This is a genomic window from Streptomyces lancefieldiae (assembly GCF_031845825.1).
Taxonomy (GTDB): Bacteria; Actinomycetota; Actinomycetes; order Streptomycetales; family Streptomycetaceae; genus Streptomyces; species Streptomyces lancefieldiae.
On sequence record NZ_JAVRFH010000012.1, the window covers coordinates 135,313 to 153,182 of the forward strand.

Annotated in this window: 11 protein-coding genes and 1 pseudogene; 7 read left to right on the forward strand and 5 right to left on the reverse strand. The window is 72.1% G+C overall.

The window, feature by feature from the left end; all coding sequences use genetic code 11:
* Nucleotides 1-65: 65 nt before the first annotated feature.
* A pseudogene (locus RM812_RS14955) lies at nt 66-274 on the reverse strand (carbohydrate-binding protein); the annotation flags it as partial.
* A gap of 132 nt (nt 275-406) precedes the next feature.
* Between RM812_RS14955 and dxs the strand changes: the two are divergent.
* The 6 genes from dxs to RM812_RS14985 all read left to right on the forward strand — a co-directional run bounded on the left by dxs (nt 407) and on the right by RM812_RS14985 (nt 10,707).
* Entirely contained in the window at nt 407-2,335 is a 1,929-nt protein-coding gene (gene dxs / locus RM812_RS14960) for a 1-deoxy-D-xylulose-5-phosphate synthase (protein ID WP_311573017.1), read from the forward strand.
* 137 nt (nt 2,336-2,472) lie between these two features.
* Nucleotides 2,473-3,993 carry an amino acid permease gene (locus RM812_RS14965; protein WP_311573018.1) on the forward strand — a complete coding sequence of 507 codons (1,521 nt, stop codon included), beginning with the start codon at nt 2,473-2,475 and terminating at the stop codon, nt 3,991-3,993.
* A gap of 326 nt (nt 3,994-4,319) precedes the next feature.
* Nucleotides 4,320-7,970 (forward strand): ALF repeat-containing protein, encoded by a 3,651-nt coding sequence (locus RM812_RS14970; protein ID WP_311573019.1) that lies wholly within the window; start codon nt 4,320-4,322, stop codon nt 7,968-7,970.
* 90 nt (nt 7,971-8,060) lie between these two features.
* A complete protein-coding gene (locus RM812_RS14975; RefSeq protein WP_311573020.1) occupies nt 8,061-8,615 on the forward strand; it encodes a hypothetical protein in 555 nt (184 codons plus the stop codon).
* 277 nt (nt 8,616-8,892) lie between these two features.
* Nucleotides 8,893-9,414, forward strand: coding sequence for a hypothetical protein (locus RM812_RS14980; protein ID WP_311573021.1), 522 nt, complete (start codon nt 8,893-8,895; stop codon nt 9,412-9,414).
* Between the two features lie 45 nt (nt 9,415-9,459).
* Entirely contained in the window at nt 9,460-10,707 is a 1,248-nt protein-coding gene (locus RM812_RS14985) for a trypsin-like serine protease (protein ID WP_311573022.1), read from the forward strand.
* 182 nt (nt 10,708-10,889) lie between these two features.
* On the opposite strand, the gene RM812_RS14990 is transcribed toward RM812_RS14985, so the two are convergent.
* Complete coding sequence (locus RM812_RS14990) at nt 10,890-11,270, reverse strand: PIN domain-containing protein (RefSeq protein ID WP_311573023.1); 381 nt, start codon at nt 11,268-11,270, stop codon at nt 10,890-10,892.
* A 65-nt stretch (nt 11,271-11,335) separates the two neighbouring features.
* On the opposite strand from RM812_RS14990, the gene RM812_RS14995 reads away from it, so the two are divergent.
* A complete protein-coding gene (locus tag RM812_RS14995) occupies nt 11,336-12,352 on the forward strand; it encodes a hypothetical protein (RefSeq protein ID WP_311573024.1) in 1,017 nt (338 codons plus the stop codon).
* 301 nt (nt 12,353-12,653) lie between these two features.
* On the opposite strand, the gene RM812_RS15000 is transcribed toward RM812_RS14995, so the two are convergent.
* The 3 genes from RM812_RS15000 to RM812_RS15010 all read right to left on the reverse strand — a co-directional run bounded on the left by RM812_RS15000 (nt 12,654) and on the right by RM812_RS15010 (nt 17,848).
* Nucleotides 12,654-14,783: a 3-hydroxyacyl-CoA dehydrogenase NAD-binding domain-containing protein gene (locus tag RM812_RS15000; protein ID WP_311573025.1), complete on the reverse strand. Its 2,130-nt coding sequence runs from the start codon at nt 14,781-14,783 to the stop codon at nt 12,654-12,656.
* Nucleotides 14,780-15,997, reverse strand: a complete 1,218-nt coding sequence (locus RM812_RS15005) for an acetyl-CoA C-acyltransferase (RefSeq protein WP_311573026.1) — start codon at nt 15,995-15,997, stop codon at nt 14,780-14,782. Before RM812_RS15005 ends, RM812_RS15000 begins: the two co-directional genes overlap by 4 nt.
* Before the next feature lie 543 nt (nt 15,998-16,540).
* On the reverse strand, nt 16,541-17,848 hold the full coding sequence (locus RM812_RS15010) for a ribonuclease D (protein WP_311573106.1): 1,308 nt from the start codon (nt 17,846-17,848) through the stop codon (nt 16,541-16,543).
* Between the last annotated feature and the right edge of the window lie 22 nt (nt 17,849-17,870).

Here is a 17,870-nt window from a genome sequence, read left to right on the forward strand (position 1 = left end):
AAGGTCCGCCCGCCCGCCCGTCCCAGCCACGGGCCGGCGGGCGGACCGCTTTCTCACGGGGTGTGTCAGCAGGCTCCGAGGTCCTGCCGGACCCCCCACTGACCGGTGGTGCCGGGCTCCTCGCCCGTCGTCCACCACTCCGCCTTCCAGGTGTGGCCCCGGTGGGAGACCTGCCGGCCGCCCGTGCGGACCGTGCCCGAGGCCCGGGGGCGGCCGTGCACGGGTCGCCGTTGCCGACGGTGACGGTGAGGGCGTCGGTGGTGCTGTGGCGCCCGACGGAGTGGAGGCGGCCGCCGATGGGAACAGTCGATCGCGTGACGTACGACGCACCGCCCGGACACGTTCCGCCGGAGCGGAACATTAGACTCGACGAGCCCGGCAACAGCTCTACTGCAAGGAGGCACGGGTGCCGCTGCTGACCCGCATCACGGGACCGCGCGATCTGGACCGGCTCAGCCTGGAAGAGCTGGACCGGCTGGCACAGGAGATCCGCACGTTCCTCGTCGACGCCGTCTCCAAGACCGGCGGCCACCTCGGCCCCAACCTCGGCGTGGTGGAACTCACCCTCGCCCTGCACCGCGTCTTCGACTCGCCGAGCGACAAGGTGCTCTGGGACACCGGACACCAGTCCTACGTGCACAAGCTGGTCACCGGCCGGCAGGACTTCTCGAAGCTGAAGATGAAGGGCGGCCTGTCCGGCTACCCCTCACAGGCCGAGTCCGAGCACGACGTCATCGAGAACAGCCACGCCTCCACCGTCCTCGGCTGGGCCGACGGCCTCGCCAAGGCCAACGAGGTCCTCGGCCACGACCGCCACGTCGTCGCGGTCATCGGCGACGGCGCGCTGACCGGCGGCATGGCCTGGGAGGCGCTGAACAACATCGCCGCCGCCAAGGACCGCCCCCTCGTCATCGTCGTCAACGACAACGAGCGCTCCTACGCCCCCACCATCGGCGGTCTCGCCAACCACCTGGCGACCCTGCGCACCACCGACGGCTACGAGCGCTTCCTGGCCCGCACCAAGGAGGTCCTCGAGCGCACCCCGGTCGTCGGCCGCCCGCTCTACGACACCCTGCACGGCGCCAAGAAGGGCCTGAAGGACTTCATCGCCCCGCAGGGCATGTTCGAGGACCTCGGCCTGAAGTACGTCGGCCCGATCGACGGCCACGACATCGAGGCCCTGGAGTCCGCCCTCACCCGCGCCAAGCGCTTCGGCGGCCCGGTCATCGTGCACTGCCTCACCGAGAAGGGCCGCGGCTACCAGCCCGCCCTCCAGGACGAGGCCGACCGCTTCCACGCCGTCGGCAGGATCCACCCGGACACGGGCCTGCCCATCTCCAGCTCCGGTGCCGACTGGACGAGCGTCTTCGGCGACGAGATGCTCGAACTCGGCCGGGAGCGCGAGGACATCGTCGCCATCACCGCCGCCATGCTGCAGCCGGTCGGCCTCGACAAGTTCGCCAAGGCCTTCCCCGACCGCGTCTACGACGTCGGCATCGCCGAGCAGCACGGCGCCGTCTCCGCGGCCGGCCTCGCCCACGGCGGGGTCCACCCGGTCTTCGCCGTGTACGCCACCTTCCTCAACCGCGCCTTCGACCAGGTGCTGATGGACGTGGCCCTGCACAAGTGCGGCGTGACGTTCGTGCTCGACCGCGCCGGTGTCACCGGCACCGACGGCGCCTCCCACAACGGCATGTGGGACATGTCCATCCTCCAGGTCGTGCCCGGCCTGCGCCTGGCCGCCCCGCGCGACGCCGACCAGGTCCGCGCCCAGCTGCGCGAGGCCGTCGAGGTCGACGACGCGCCGACCGTGGTCCGCTTCTCCAAGGGCGCCGTCGGCCCCGCCGTACCCGCCGTCGGCCGCGTCGGCGGCATGGACGTGCTGCGCACCCCCGGCACCGACGACCCGGACGTCCTCCTGGTCTCCGTCGGCGCGCTGGCGCCGATGTGCCTGGAGATCGCCGACCTGCTGAACAAGCAGGGCATCTCCACCACCGTCGTCGACCCGCGCTGGGTCAAGCCCGTCGACGAGGCCATGGCCCCGCTCGCCGAGCGCCACCGCGTGGTCGTCACCGTCGAGGACAACTCGCGGGTCGGCGGTGTCGGCTCCGCCGTCGCCCAGGCCCTGCGCGACGCGGGCGTGGACGTACCGCTGCGCGACTTCGGCATCCCGCCGCGCTTCCTCGACCACGCCTCCCGCGCCGAGGTCCTGGCCGAGATCGGGCTCACCGCACCCGACATCGCCCGCCAGGTCACCGGCCTGGTCGCCAAGCTCGACGGCAAGTACCAGCGCCCGGGCGCCGAGGTGGACTCGGTGGAAGCCGCGCGCGACTGACGTACCGCCGATGGGCCGGTATCTCCACTCATTGCAGTGGCGAAACCGGCCCATCCGCGTGAATCGGACCCACGCCGGGGCATACGCAGTAAGCCCCCTCTCGATCATGTCGAGGACGACAAGCGTGGGAGGTTCCCGTGAGCAGCACCCTATTCAGGACCAAGAAGGTCGAGCAGTCCATCCGTGACACGGAGGAACCGGAGCACGCGCTCAAGAAATCCCTGTCGGCCCTCGACCTCACCGTCTTCGGCGTCGGTGTCGTCATCGGCACCGGCATCTTCGTACTGACCGGCACGGTCGCCAAGAACAACGCCGGTCCCGCGGTCGCCCTGGCGTTCGTCGTGGCCGGCGTCGTCTGCGCGCTCGCCGCGCTCTGCTACGCCGAGTTCGCCTCCACGCTCCCGGTGGCCGGGTCGGCGTACACCTTCTCCTACGCCTCGCTCGGTGAACTGCCCGCCTGGATCATCGGCTGGGACCTGGTGCTGGAGTTCGCGCTCGGTACGGCGGTGGTGGCCGTCGGCTGGTCGGGCTACGTCCGTTCGCTGCTGGACAACGCGGGCTGGCAGATGCCCGAGGCACTCGGTGGCCGGGACGGCGCCGAGGGGTTCGGCTTCGACATCCTGGCCGCCGCCCTGGTGCTGGTACTCACCGCCATCCTCGTGCTCGGCATGAAACTGTCGGCGCGGATCACCTCGATCGTCGTCGCCGTCAAGGTGGCGGTCGTCCTCGTCGTGATCATCGCGGGCGCCTTCTTCGTCAAGGGCACCAACTACGACCCGTTCATCCCGCCCTCCCAGCCGGTGGAGGCGGGCGGTGGCCTGCATTCACCGCTGGTCCAGCTGATGTTCGGGTGGGCGCCGGCCAACTTCGGCGTGATGGGCATCTTCACCGCCGCCTCCGTCGTCTTCTTCGCCTTCATCGGCTTCGACATCGTCGCCACCGCCGCCGAGGAGACCAAGAACCCGCAGCGGGACATGCCCCGCGGCATCCTCGGCTCGCTGGCCATCTGCACCGTCCTGTACGTCCTGGTGTCGATCGTGGTCACCGGCATGCAGCACTACAGCGAGCTGTCCGTCGACGCCCCGCTCGCGGACGCGTTCAAGGCCACCGGGCACCCCTTCTTCTCGGGCGTGATCAGCTTCGGCGCCGCGGTCGGCCTGACCACGGTGTGCATGATCCTGCTGCTCGGCCAGACCCGCGTGTTCTTCGCGATGAGCCGCGACGGACTGCTGCCGCGCTTCTTCTCCCGCGTCCACCCGAGGTTCCGGACCCCGTACCGGCCGACCATCCTGCTCGGCGTGATCATTGCGATCGTCGCGGGCTTCACCAGCCTGAGCGAGCTCGCCGAGCTGGTGAACATCGGCACGCTCTTCGCCTTCGTCATCGTCGCGATCAGCGTGATCATCCTGCGCCGTACCCGCCCCGACCTGCCCCGCGCCTTCCGCACCCCGCTGGTCCCGCTGCTGCCCGTCGTGTCGGTGGCCGCCTCCCTGTGGCTGATGCTGAACCTGCCCGCCGAGACCTGGGTCCGGTTCGCCGTGTGGATGGCGATCGGCTTCGTCGTGTACTTCCTCTACGGCCGTACCCACAGCCGCATGGCCCTCGGCGAGGAGGAACCGGCGGGCACGCCCAAGTCCTCCGGCCCGGACGCGTCCTAGCCCAGGTCCAGGCCCGGAGCGACGCCCAGTCGGTCAACGCCGCGCGGAGGTGACCGTTCCGCCCGGGCCAAGCTGCTTCCGACGCGGGAACCGGACAGGTAGGGCCCTGTTTCCCTGGCTCGTCCGGATTGCCGTCCCGGTCAGCGCGCCGTTGCGCCACGTACCCTCTCAGGGTCCAACTCTCAAGACTGGTCATTACGTTGGCCACTGGCGAAATGGTTGTGCCTACCGTGAAACACAGACACAGATCCCGGGCCGGGCTCTTCCGGCTGCCGGGGAGCGAGCGCGGAGCGAGCGGCATACGGAACTCCGTGCGGGCGCTCTGCGTGGCTCTCCTTCTCTCCCTCGTCGTGGGACTCCTCGGCACCCCTGCCCTCGCGGCACCGGTGGCCGCGGCCTCCGCCGCCTCCGCCTCCGCCTCCGCCTCCGCCTCCGCCGACGACGACACGGAGAGCACCGACCACATCCCCGCCACCCCACGGGGTGAGGTCCTGCGCGCCTGGAAGGAGGGCGGGCCCGGAGTGAAGGCGGCCGCGGAGGCGGCTCTGCTCGGCACCGACGAGCAGGTGCGGACCTTCCTCGACAGCGAGCGGGCCGCCGCGGAGCTGTCGGACGACCGGGTCGCCACCGTGCAGGTCTTCTCGGTGGGCGGCAGGGCCGTACGGGAGGCGGCGGAGCAGGCCATGGCGGGGCCGCCGGCCGACCTCGACGCCTTCCTGGAGTCGGGCTGGCAGGCGCCGCTCGAGGAGGACCAGCGGGTCCGCGCCACCCAGATCATCAGCGCCGGCGGGCCGGAGGTGAAGGCGGCCGGTCAGGCCGCCATGAACGGCACCGCCGAGGACGTGCAGCGCTTCATCGTCGAGGGACAGTACGACGCCCGGCGCAGCGACGAGCGCGTGCAGGTGGTCCAGATCCTCTCCACCGGCGGTCCGGCCACCCAGGAGGCCGCTCGGGTCGCGCTCGACGGCGGACCCGAGGACGTGACGGCGTTCCTGGAGGTGGGCCAGTACGTGGCGCGGGCCCGTGACCAGGAGCACGCCACCATCGAGGACCTGGTCGCCCAGGCGCAGGAGGCCGGCCGGCAGGCCCGGCTGGAGACCGACGCCGCGAAGGAGGCCTCCGCACGCGCCATCGCTGCGACGAAGCTGGCCAAGGAGGCCGCGCAGAAGGCGGCGGCGGAGACCGCCGCCGCCAAGGACGACGCGAACAAGGCGTCCAACGCCGCCGGCCGGGCCGCCGACGCCGCTCGTGGTGCCGCCAAGGCCGCCCAGGAGGCGATCGCCTCGGCGCGCGCCGCCAACACCTCCGCGCGCATCGCGTCCAACGCCGCGGCCCAGGCCGCTTCCGCGGCAGCCGCCGCGGCCCAGGCCGCCAGCCGGGCCCGCAGCGCCGCCGCCGACGCCGCCACGGACGCGTCCAAGGCGAGCGCCGCCCGCAAGGCCGCCGAGGGCGCCTACGCCGCCGCGAAGGGCGCCGAGACCGCGGCCAAGGCGGCGGACCACGCGGCGACCGCGGCCGACGAGGCGGGCATCGCCGCCAAGGCCGCCGCAGGCGCGGGCGCCAACGCCGACGCCGCGGCAGTTGCGGCCCAGGCGGCCAGCGGTCATTCCAACGTCTCCAGCGCCCAGGCCCAGCGGGCGCGGGAAGCCGCCGCCGACGCGCGGCGGCAGGCGGCCGAGGCCACCCGCGCCGCGAACAAGGCCGTTTCCCTGGCGGCCAAGGCTGCCACTGCCGCCCGCGAGGCACGGGACTCGGCCAATTCCGCGGCCGTCCACGCCCGGAACGCGGGCAAGGCCGCCGAGGAGGCGGCCGACCACGCCGGTGACGCCGCCCAGGCCGCCACCGAGTCCGCCAAGCACGCCACCGAGGCCAAGAAGGCCGCGGACGCCGCCACCACGGCGGTGACCCAGGCCAACGCCACCTACGCCGTGGCCCGAGAGGTCGAGGCGGAGGAACTCGCCGACCGCCGATACACCGAGGTCGAGAAGGCCAAGGCCCTGAAGGTGGCGGACAACGAGCGCAAGGCCCGTGAAGAGCAGGAGGCCGACGCCGCCCGCGCCGCGGACGAGGAGGCGCGGCGCCTGGCGGCGGAGGTGACCGCTCCGGGCGCGGACCTGGCCGAAGTCGCCGTCAAGGCCCGCAAGATCGCGCTGCACGTCGCCAAGACCCGCGGCCCGTGGAGCGTCACCGCGGCCGAGTCCGCCCTGGCGGGTTCGGACGCGCAGGTCGTCGAGTACATCAGGACCGGCTTCGGCGAGGCCGTACAGCGCGACGAGTACGCGCGCGCGGTCAACCTGGCCTGGGAATCGGACTACGAGGCGGTCCGTACCGCCGCGAAGGAGGCGCTGCAGGGCAACGCGGCGCAGATCAGCGCGTTCGTCGAGACCGGTCAGCACGACGCGGCCGCGCACGACTACCGCATCCGCGTCGTCCAGCTGATGAACGGCGCGGGGACCTCGGTGAAGGCCGAGGGCCAGAAGGCGCTGGACGCCGGCACGACCGAAGCGTTGCGTGAGTTCGCCCAGACCGGCTACTACACGGCCCGGACCACCGACGAACGCGTGCGCGCGGTCCAGTTGCGCGGCACCGGCGGTCCCGAGGTCAAGGCCGCGGCCGACGTGGCGCTGGCCGGGCCGCCGGAGGTCCTGCACCGGTTCATCCAGGTCGAGCAGTACCGTGCGGCGCGGCAGGACAAGCTCACCGCCACGCATGTGTCCCGGATGCAGGGTCTGATCTCCGGTGCGGCCAAGGTGGCCGCGACGGCGCACCAGGACGCCGCGCTCGCCGCCAAGGTGGCGGCCGAGGCCCGCAAGGCCGCGGAGGACGCGGCCAAGTACGCCCAGCAGGCGAAGGACTCGGCGGCCGATGCCGACGAGTACGCCAGGCAGGCGGACGCGCACGCGGACGCCGCGGAGAAGTCCGCGGCCGAGGCCGCCGCGTCGGCCCGGTCGGCCCGCGCCGCCGAGGCGGACGCGAAGAACGCCGCCCGTGCCGCCGACGTGTCGGCGAGCCAGGCCGCCTCGTCCGCCGCCGCCGCACAGGCCTCCGCGAGCAGCGCCTGGGCCGCGGCGGACGCCGCCTACGCCTCGTCGATCGCGGCGGGCAAGGACGCCGATGCGGCCAGCAAGGCGGCGACGGCCGCCGGCGAGGTGGCGTTCCGCAAGCTCCAGGAGGAGATCCGGCAGCACTTCGCGGACATCGTGGCCGAGATGGAGGAACGCAGCCTCAGGGCGGAGGACGAGGAGTTCGTCAAGCTCATCGAGGAGATGAACGAGGTCGACTGGGGGCAGGTGCTGTCCGACGGCGGCCACTTCACCCTCGACGTCCTGGGACTGATCCCCGGGTTCGGCGAGGCCGCCGACGGCGCCAACTGCGCCTGGTACTTCGGCGAGGGCAACGTGATCGACGCGGGACTGTCCTGTGCCGGCGCCGTGCCCTTCGCCGGCTGGGGTGCCGCGGGCATCAAGTTCGGCAAGTGGGGCACGAAGGCGGACGGCTTCTTCCGCAAGCTGTTCGGCAAGAACCCGCTCTTCTCGCTGTGCGCGCGGTCGTTCTCGCGGGCCATGCCCTCCGCGCAGGCGGCGAACTCGGTCACCTGCCCGGTGGGCTGGCGGCAGATCAGCGGGGAGGTGTTCCAGTCACCGGGCGGCCTGGTGTACCAGCGGGGCTTCGACGGCACGCACCGCATCGAGCACGTCATGGAGCACACACGCGCCAACCCGGACAAACCGCTGCACGGCGTCTTCAAGGTGAAGGACCAGGACGGCCTCCTCGCCATGATCGACGATGCCTGGAGGCGGCGCGACGGCGCCGAGACATTCGTCAACCGGGGCAACACGGTCCACGCGGTGGAGTATGACGACGCGATCGGTGACGCGGGGGAGAAGTTCCTGTGCATCGTGACCCGGACGAAGAAGAAGATGGCCCGGATCATCACCGCCTACCCGTCGGCGTCGAAGAACTGCCCGACGGCGTAGCGCACCCGGCCACACGAGGATGACACCCGAGGTCCGGCGGGCGGGGCTTCCCGCCCGCCGGACCTCACCCGCACCGACAAGGACACCGCCATGCTTCCCCCGCACCGCATCCGTGAGCTCCTGCGCGAGCTGGACGACCCGGCACACCTGCGAGTCCCCGCGCGCTACGACGTCCCGGCCGCTCACCGGCGCTTCGCGCGCCTCACCGACGCCCTGGAGCGACGGTTCGGCCGGTCCGTGACCGCGGGCGGGGTGCAGGACGCCAGCCTGTACGGGTACGTCTCGGTCCCCGCGCCGGCCACGGCGACGGACCGGCCCCTGTGGGTGCTGATGAGCAACTTCGGCCCCCTCGTCACCACCGGAAGAGGGACCGGCTGGGGCGTGCCCGGTTGCGAGGAAGGCCTCGACGCGGCCTTCGTGACCTGGCTCGACGAACTGTGCACGGAACTCGGCTGCGTCTATGTGCCCGCCGAGCTGCTGCTGGAGCCGTACGACGGACCGAGCCGGCTGGAAGACGACTGGGAGGAAGACGACTGGGAGGAAGGAGGCGAAGAAGACGAAGAAACGGAAGGAGACGAGAACGGGCAGGACGAGGGTGCGGCCCTGCCTCTCGCCTGGTGGGACAGATACTTCCAGTTCATGTGAGGGCGTCCTGACTGTCCGACAACTCAGGAAGGCCTGACCGTACTCCGGCCTCACGCTCGCATCCGAGCACCGAATGTGGTTGCCCTGTGGACGACTTGTGACCGCGTGATAGCTTGCGCTTTCGGTGCGCCAGGAGGGACGGGGCGTCACGAGGGGGGCGAGGGGGCTTTGCCACCGTGAGCATGCAGTGGCCCTGCGTGCTGACCGCGTCTGTCCTGACGGTGCCGCCCCCTTGGTGCGTCACGTAACAGGCAACGCACCGCCTCGGAGGGAAATCGTGAAGACACCCCGATTCAGTAAGCCGCTTCTCGCCGGCCTGTTCGCGGTCTGCACCGTCGCGGGCGCGTCGTCGCTCGCCTACGCCGTCACGGCGTCCGACGCCTCGCCCACGACGACCGACGTCGCCGGCGTGGCAGCCGACGTTCCGAGGTACGCGGTTGAGGACTTCCAGCACCCCAACGCCGATCGCATCCTCGAGGAGAAGGGCATCACCCTCCACCGGGGAGACGGGCACATCTTCTTCGCGGAGTGCGACGGTTCGCCGGAGCAGATCCAGGTCTGGACCCGCAAGAGCGCTGCGGGCACCTACTGCTTCCAGACCACCTCCACCACCGGCTTCCTCAGTCTCGAAGTGCCCGAGGTCTACGCCCTGCAGACCACGGACACGGCCGTGCACGCCGAACTGAGCGCGGACGGCAGGACTCAGGAGATCGATCTGGCCAAGAACGACTTCCAGGGAGTCGGGGAAGGCACCGGCGGTGCCTCCACCGTCCTGCTGGAACTCCGGGTCACAGGCTGACCCGACTCCCACCCATCGTCTCCCGAGAGGATCGAGTACCGACCCGTGTCACGACTCCGTTCCCGCGCCGCGATCACCGCGGGCCTGATGGCCACCGCCGTGGCCGCCAGTTGCCTCACCGCCGGCACCGCCCAGGCCGCCACCGGCCCGGCCGTCACCGACACCACCCACGGCTTCACCGCACGCCTGCACATCGGTGACAACCAGCGGGGCTGCTCCGGCGTCCTCATCGACCCCCGGTGGGTGGCCACCGCGGCCAGTTGCTTCGCCGACGACCTCGCCGGCGGGCCGGTCGAGGCGGGCAAGCCGAAGTGGAAGACGACGGCCGTCCTCGGCTCCGCCCCGGACACCGACAACGCCTTCGACATCGTCGAAATAGTCCCCCGCACCGACCGCGACATGGTCCTGGCCCGCCTCGACCGCCCGGCCGACGGCACCCCCGTCCCGTTCGCCACCACCGCGCCCACCGCGGGCGAGGAGCTGACGGTCGCCGGGTTCGGCAGGACCAAGGACGAGTGGGCGCCCAACGCCCCGCACACGGCGGCCTTCACGGTCAAGGCCGTCTCCGACACCACGATGACGCTCGACGGCAAGACCGACGACGACGCCATCTGCGCCGGCGACGCCGGCGGGCCTCTCCTGCGGCAGAAGGACGGGAAGTTCGAGCTGGTCGCGCTCGCCAGCCAGTCCTGGCAGGGCGGCTGCTGGGGCTCCGACCCGGCCGAGACCCGTAACGACGCCGTGTCCCCGCGTGTCGACGACGCCGCGGTCCAGACCTGGGCGAAGGAGACGCGGGAGCAACTGCGCGAGGTCGTGTACGCGGCCGACGTCAGCGGGGACGGGCTGAGCGACCTCATCGTCCTGAGCAGGGACGGAGAGATCACGGTACGCACGGCGAGGGCGAGTTTCGCCGCGAAGCCGGGCGACCCGGTGTATCGCTTCAACCCGCCCGTGCACTGGAGCGCCGGCTGGAGCAACTTCCTCGGCCAGGAAGGAAAGGGCCGGCTCTACTTCGCCGACATCAACGGTGACGCCAAGGCCGACCTGATCGTCCACGAGACCGACGGCGACATCGCGGTGCGGACCAACAAGGGCACGTACTTCGACGGCGGCACCCACTGGAGCGCCGGCTGGAGCAACTTCCTCGGCCACCCGAAGGGCGGCCTCTACTTCGCCGACGTGGACGGCGACGCCAAGGCCGATCTGTGGGTGCGGACCCCGGACGGCAGGGTGGAGGTCCGCAGGAACACCGGGACGTACTTCCAGGTCACGGGCGGGGACGACTGGGTCTAGGCCCCATGCCGGTGAGGTGAGTCCTGTCCTGCCGAGTGATGCCGAGGTGCGCGGCGCGGGTGGTGTCCAGGTGCGGTGCTCGGTGCGCTCGAGCGGCCAGTTGGACATCTTGCCCCCTGCCCCCTCGTGCCGCCTGCGCTCGGGCCTCGCGGGGCCCGAGCGCGTACGCCCGTGGGGCGCCGTCACGCGGGCCGGACGGTCCGCGGCCCCGCCACCCGCGCGCCCAGCTCCGTCACCCGGCGGCGCAGCTCGCGATCGGCCGTCACGACCAGGACCCGGCGGTCACCGGCGGCGGCCCGGGCGACCAGCCCGACCATGTGATCGTCCCCACTGCCGGGCGCCGACTCCACCCGCACGCCGGGAACGGAGTCCACGCCGCGGGCCGCGCCCTCGACGACGAGGACGACCTCCACCGGACCGGGGCGGCCCGGCACCCCGTCCGCCGCCAGCCGGTCCCGCAACCGCTCCGCGGCCCCGCGCCGGTCCCGCCACCATCCGTCGGGCACCGACCCGACGACGTTCGCGGCGTCGACGATCACCAGGAGCGGGGCGCTGTCGTTCATGGGGTCAGGGTCGCACGGCCCCCCCGCGCGCAGTGGGCGGCAGGGCGGCGGCATAGAGTGGCCCCGTGATCGGCGAGTGGCTCATACGCGGTCGTGACGGCCGTCTCAGCATCTACCACGTGTCCTCCGACGCGGTCCTGTGCCGCGCCGAGCTCGTACCGGGAGGCTCCTGGGGCGCCCCGCGCACCGTGGGCGGAGACCAAGTGGTGCATCCGGTTCTTGCGGTGGGGCAGGGCGCCGACAGCTATGCGCACCTGGTCTCCTGGCGGCCCATGGGTCCTGGCCGGTCGAGCCTCGTGCACTCCGTCCATTTCCGGCCCCTGCTGGCCGCGCTGGACTGGGTCGACGTCGGCCATCCGGCCGGCGAGGGCGACCGCACCAGCACACCGGCCGTCGCCGTCGACGGTCATGGCCGGGCGCACGTCTTCGTGCGAGGGGAAGACGGCGGACTCAGCATGCGCGCCCAGAGCCAGAAGGGCGGCTGGGGTCCGTGGCACGACCTCAAGGGCTCGGACCTTCAGGGCGGGCCCGTCGCGCTGACCGGCGCGAAGGGGGGCATGCACGCGTACGCGGCGGGGCCCGGCGTGCTCATGCACTGGCACCAGACGGCGTCCGGCGTGGTGTTCGGGGAGATGGAGTCGGTGCAGGCCGAGGCCCGTCCGGGCACCTTGCGCGCCCTGGCCACCTCCGATGAAAACACCAGCCTGTTCTTCACCGACCCCGCCGGCGACCTGTGTGTCTGGCGTCCCGGCAGTGAACCGGTGGCGCTGCTCCCCGCGGCGGGGCCGGGCCCGGTCTCGGCCGTCCGCTGCCGTATCGACGCGCACGACTGCACGTTGCTCGCCCAGCGTTCGTCCGCCGGCCGCGTGGCCCTCGCCGCCTACCCCAGCGAGCAGGAGGGCGCGGGCGCCTGGTGGACCGAGTCCGGGCCGCAGCTGTCCGTGGACGCCGAGGTCTCCCTCGCTCTGGACGCCGAGGACCGGGTGGTCGCGGCGACGCTCTCCCCGTCGGCGGGCCGGCTGCTGCTGAGTCGCCTCAAGGACGAGCCGGGGCTCGCCCTCGGTCCCTGGCAGCAGGTCTGAGGAGCTCCTCCCGGACACGTGAGGAAGTGCCGCCGCCGCCCGCGGGGGACTTCGTGAGGGCCGCGGTCGGCGTCTCGGCGATCCCGTGCGTCCCGGCCGGACCGCCCGGCAGGTCCTGATTCCTGATCTCACCCAGCAGGGCGATCACCCACTCCTGCTGGAGGCCGGTGCGCCCGAGGTCCCGCACCGTCGCGGAGTCGGCGGCGGCAGCGTGTGCGTCACCACCTGCGTGGCCGAAAAAAGGGGGTGGGCCGCACGGATCGTCACCGTGCGGCCCACCCCCTTCGTCAGGGATGTGCGGCTACGCCGGGACGCTTGCCACTCCGGCCTCCAGGAACCGCTTCCCGTTCACCCGCTCGGCGACGCCCTCGCGGTCCAGGTACGGCGTGATGCCGCCCAGGTGGAAGGGCCAGCCGGCGCCGGTGATCAGGCAGAGGTCGATGTCCTGGGCCTCGGCGACGACACCCTCGTCGAGCATGAGCCCGATCTCCTGGGCCACCGCGTCCAGGACGCGGGCGCGGACCTGTTCCTCGGTGAGGACGGTGTCGCCCTGCTTGAGCAGCGCGGCGACCTCGGGGTCCAACTCCGGCTTCCCGCTGTCGTAGACGTAGAAGCCGCGCTTGCCCGCCTCGACGACCGCCTTGAGGTTCGGGGAGACGGTGAAGCGCTCCGGGAAGGCCCGGTTGAGCGTCTCGGAGACGTGCAGGCCGATCGCCGGGCCGACCAGCTCCAGCAGGACCAGCGGGGACATCGGCAGGCCGAGCGGCTCGACCGCCTTCTCCGCGACGGCGACCGGGGTGCCCTCGTCGATGACGTTCTGGATCTCGCCCATGAAGCGGGTCAGGATGCGGTTCACGACGAACGCCGGGGCGTCCTTCACGAGGACCGCGGTCTTCTTCAGCTTCTTGGCGACGCCGAAGGCCGTGGCCAGCGCGGCGTCGTCCGTCTGCTCGCCGCGGACGATCTCCAGCAGCGGGAGGATCGCGACGGGGTTGAAGAAGTGGAAGCCGACGACCCGCTCGGGGTGCTTCAGCTTCGACGCCATCTCCGTCACGGAGAGGGAGGAGGTGTTCGTCGCGAGGATCGCGTGCGCCGGGGCGACCGCCTCGACCTCCGCGAACACCTTCTGCTTGACGCTCATCTCCTCGAAGACCGCTTCGATGACGAAGTCCGCGTCCGCGAAGCCCTCGGCTTTGTCCAGGACACCGGTCACCAGGGCCTTCAGGCGGTTCGCCTTGTCCTGGTTGACACGGCCCTTGCCGAGCAGCTTGTCGATCTCGGCGTGGACGTAGCCCACACCCTTGTCGACGCGCTCCTGGTCGATGTCCGTGAGGACGACCGGGACCTCCAGGCGGCGCAGGAAGAGCAGCGCGAGCTGCGACGCCATCAGGCCGGCGCCGACCACGCCCACCTTGGTGACCGGGCGGGCCAGCGACTTGTCCGGGGCGCCCGCGGGGCGCTTGCCGCGCTTCTGCACCAGGTTGAACGCGTAGATGCCGGAGCGCAGTTCGCCGCCCATGATCAGGTCGGCGAGGGCCTGGTCCTCGGCGTCGTAGCCCTGCTGGAGGTCGCCGTTCTTGGCGGCGGCGATGATGTCCAGGGCGCGGTAGGCGGCCGGGGCGGCGCCGTGCACCTTGCCGTCGGCGATGAAGCGGCCCTTGGCGACGGCCTGGTCCCAGGCCTCGCCGCGGTCGATGACCGGACGCTCGACCTGGATCTCGCCCTTGAGGACGGACGCGGTCCAGATCAGCGACTGCTCCAGGAAGTCCGCGCCCTCGAAGATCGCGTCCGCGATGCCCAGTTCGTGGACCTGCGCACCCTTGAGCTGCCTGTTCTGGTTGAGGCTGTTCTCGATGATCACCGAGACGGCCTTGTCGGCGCCGATCAGGTTCGGCAGCAGCGTGCAGCCGCCCCAGCCGGGGACGAGGCCGAGGAAGACCTCGGGGAGGGAGAAGGCCGGGAGGGCCGCGGAGACGGTGCGGTACGAGCAGTGCAGGCCGATCTCCACGCCGCCGCCCATGGCCGCGCCGTTGTAGTACGCGAAGGTCGGCACGGCCAGCTTCGACAGCCGCTTGAAGACGTCGTGGCCGCCCTTGCCGATGGCCAGCGCGTCCTCGTGCCGCTTCAGCAGCTCGACGCCCTTGAGGTCGGCGCCGACGGCGAAGATGAACGGCTTGCCGGTGACGCCGACACCGACGACGGAACCGGCCGCGGCCTCCTGCTCGACCTGGTCGATGGCGGCGTCGATGTTCGCCAGAGACTGCGGGCCGAGGGTGGTCGGCTTGGTGTGGTCGTGGCCGTTGTCCAGGGTGATCAGGGCGAAACGGCCCGCCCCCAGGGGAAGGTCGAAGTGGCGTACGTGCGCCTGGGTGACGACCTCGCCCGGGAACAGCTCGGCCGCACCCTTCAGCAGCTCTGCGGTGGTGCTCACTTGTCCCCCTCGAAGTGCGGGTTCTCCCAGATGACCGTCGCGCCCATGCCGAAGCCGACGCACATGGTGGTCAGGCCGTAGCGGACGTGCGGCTGCTCCTCGAACTGGCGGGCCAGCTGCGTCATCAGGCGGACGCCGGAGGAGGCGAGCGGGTGGCCGAAGGCGATGGCGCCACCGTACTGGTTGACGCGCGCGTCGTCGTCGGCGATGCCGTAGTGCTCCAGGAAGGCGAGGACCTGGACGGCGAAGGCCTCGTTGATCTCGAACAGGCCGATGTCGGAGATCGACAGGCCCGCCTGTGCGAGGGCCTTCTCCGTGGCCGGGATCGGGCCGTAGCCCATGACCTCCGGCTCGACGCCCGCGAAGGAGTAGGAGACGAGGCGCATCTTCACCGGGAGGTTGTTCTCCCGGGCGAAGTCCTCGGAGGCGATGATCGAGGCGGTGGCGCCGTCGTTCAGGCCGGCCGCGTTGCCCGCGGTGACCCGGCCGTGCACGCGGAACGGCGTCTTCAGGCCCGCCAGGTTCTCCAGCGTGGTGCCCGGGCGCATCGGCTCGTCGGCGGTGACCAGGCCCCAGCCGGTCTCACCGGCCTCTTCGTTGGTGCGGCGCACCGAGATCGGCACCAGGTCCGCCTGGATCTTGCCGTCGGCGTACGCCTTGGCGGCCTTCTCCTGCGAGCGCACGGCGTACTCGTCGGCGCGCCGCTTGGTGATGCTCGGGTAGCGGTCGTGCAGGTTCTCGGCGGTCATGCCCATGAACAGGGCGGACTCGTCGACCAGCTTCTCGCTGACGAACCGCGGGTTCGGGTCCACGCCCTCGCCCATCGGGTGACGGCCCATGTGCTCGACACCGCCCGCGACGGCGACGTCGTACGCGCCGAAGGCGACGGAGCCGGCCACCGTGGTGACGGCGGTCAGGGCGCCCGCGCACATGCGGTCGATGGAGTAGCCCGGGACCGAGGTGGGCAGGCCCGCGAGGATGCCGGCCGTGCGGCCGATGGTCAGGCCCTGGTCACCGATCTGCGTGGTCGCGGCGACGGCGACCTCGTCGATCTTCTTGGGGTCGAGACCGGGGTTGCGGCGCAGCAGCTCCCGGATCGCCTTCACGACGAGGTCGTCGGCGCGGGTCTCGTGGTAGATGCCCTTCGGGCCCGCCTTGCCGAACGGGGTGCGGACGCCGTCTACGAAGACGACGTCCCTGACGGTACGAGGCACGATGGCTCTCCTCCAGGGTGCGGGATGGCACTGCTGCGGCACGCATGCACTGAGCGCGCGCTCAGGCCCATGCTACTTATGGGTAACGTAGCTGCCCAGTCCCCCCGCCCCAAGCGGTGAACGTCACACCGCCGGGGGCCACGCCCGCGCCCGAGGGAGGCGGGGAACCACCCGCCCGGCCACGACGAACCGGCGGCCGCCGCCCTGACCGCACCCTGCGGCCGTCGGGGTCGCGCCCAGCAGCGGTTCAGTGCCCGTACCCCGCAGCCGCGCAGGGCCGCACCACGCAGCCGGCAGGGTCCCGCCTCGCAGCGGCTCAGGGGCGCATCCCGCAGGGCGCTCAGGGGTGCGCCTGGCAGGCGGCTCAGAGGCGCACCCCGGGGCGGCTCGGGGTCGCGTCCCGTAGGTGCTCGGCGTGTGTTTTTCGCCGGGGTCGGCGCGGTGGCAAGTGCGGGTGTCGCCTGTTGCCTCTGCCACCGCCGCGGGTCCCGCAGCTGCCCAGGGCGGGATCCCGGGCGGCTCGGGGTCGCGCCCCGTAGGTGCTCAGCGTGCGTCTTCCGCCGGGGCCAGCGCGGCGACAAGTACCGGTGTCACCTGTTCCACCTGCCACGGCCGGGCCCCGTGCCCGGCGAGGGCCGCGCTCACGGACCGGGCGTCGACCGTCGCCGGCGGCTCCCAGCAGACCCTGCGCACCGTGTCCGGCGTGATCAGGTTCTCCTGCGGCATGTTCAACCGCTCGGCCAGCGCCGTCACCCCGGCCCGCGCCGCCGACAGCCGGGCCGCCGCGGCCGGGTCCTTGTCGGCCCACGCACGTGGCGGCGGGGGCCCGGTGACCGGCTGGCCGGGCTGCGGCAGCTGCGACTCGGACAGGCCCCTGGCCCGGTCGACCGCCACCTGCCACTGCTCCAGCTGCCGGCGGTTGACCCGCCCGAACCCGTTCAGCGCGGCCAGCGCGTGCGCGTTGGCCGGCAGTGCGAGCGCCGCCTCGACGATGGCCGCGTCCCCGAGCACCTTGCCCGGTGAGACGTCCCGGCGCTGCGCGATGCGGTCCCGGGCCTGCCACAGTTCCCGCACGACGGCGAGCTGACGGCGCCGGCGCACCTTGTGCATGCCGGACGTGCGGCGCCACGGGTCCTTGCGGGGCTCGGCCGGCGGGGCCGACGCGATCGCGTCGAACTCCTGCCGCGCCCAGTCCAGCTTGCCCTGACGGTCCAGCTCCTTCTCCAGCGCGTCGCGCAGGTCGACGAGGAGCTCGACGTCGAGTGCGGCGTAGCGCAGCCAGGGCTCGGGCAGCGGGCGTGTCGACCAGTCGACGGCCGAGTGGCCCTTCTCCAGGACGAAGCCCAGGACGTTCTCCACCATCGCGCCGAGGCCGACACGCGGGAACCCGGCGAGCCGGCCGGCCAGCTCGGTGTCGAAGATGCGGGTGGGCACCATCCCTATGTCGCGCAGGCACGGCAGGTCCTGGGTCGCCGCGTGCAGTACCCACTCCACGTCGGCGATCGCCGCGCCCAGCCCGGACAGGTCCGGACAGGCCACCGGGTCGATCAGCGCGGTCCCCGCGCCCTCGCGGCGCAGTTGCACGAGGTACGCGCGCTGGCCGTAGCGGTAGCCGGAGGCGCGCTCGGCGTCGACGGCCACGGGGCCGCGCCCGGCGGCGAAGGCGGCGGTCACCTCGGCGAGGGCGGCCGCGTCGGCGATCACCGGCGGAATGCCCTCGCGTGGCTCGAGCAAGGGGGTCGGCGCCTGAGTCACAGAAGATCCGGCGTCGTCCGGAGGGGCGCCTCCGGTGGTTCGCAGTGATGGGTCTGCTGCGGTTTCGTGGGCGTCGGGGGGTCGTAAACCAGTCAGGTCAGTGAAAGATCGACGTCAC

Coding starts and splice junctions, on each gene's coding strand:
- RM812_RS14975 (WP_311573020.1), top strand. CDS start 8,061: ATGCTTCCCCCGCACCGCATCCGTGAGCTCCTGCGCGAGCTGGACGAC.
- RM812_RS14990 (WP_311573023.1), bottom strand. CDS start 11,270: ATGAACGACAGCGCCCCGCTCCTGGTGATCGTCGACGCCGCGAACGTC.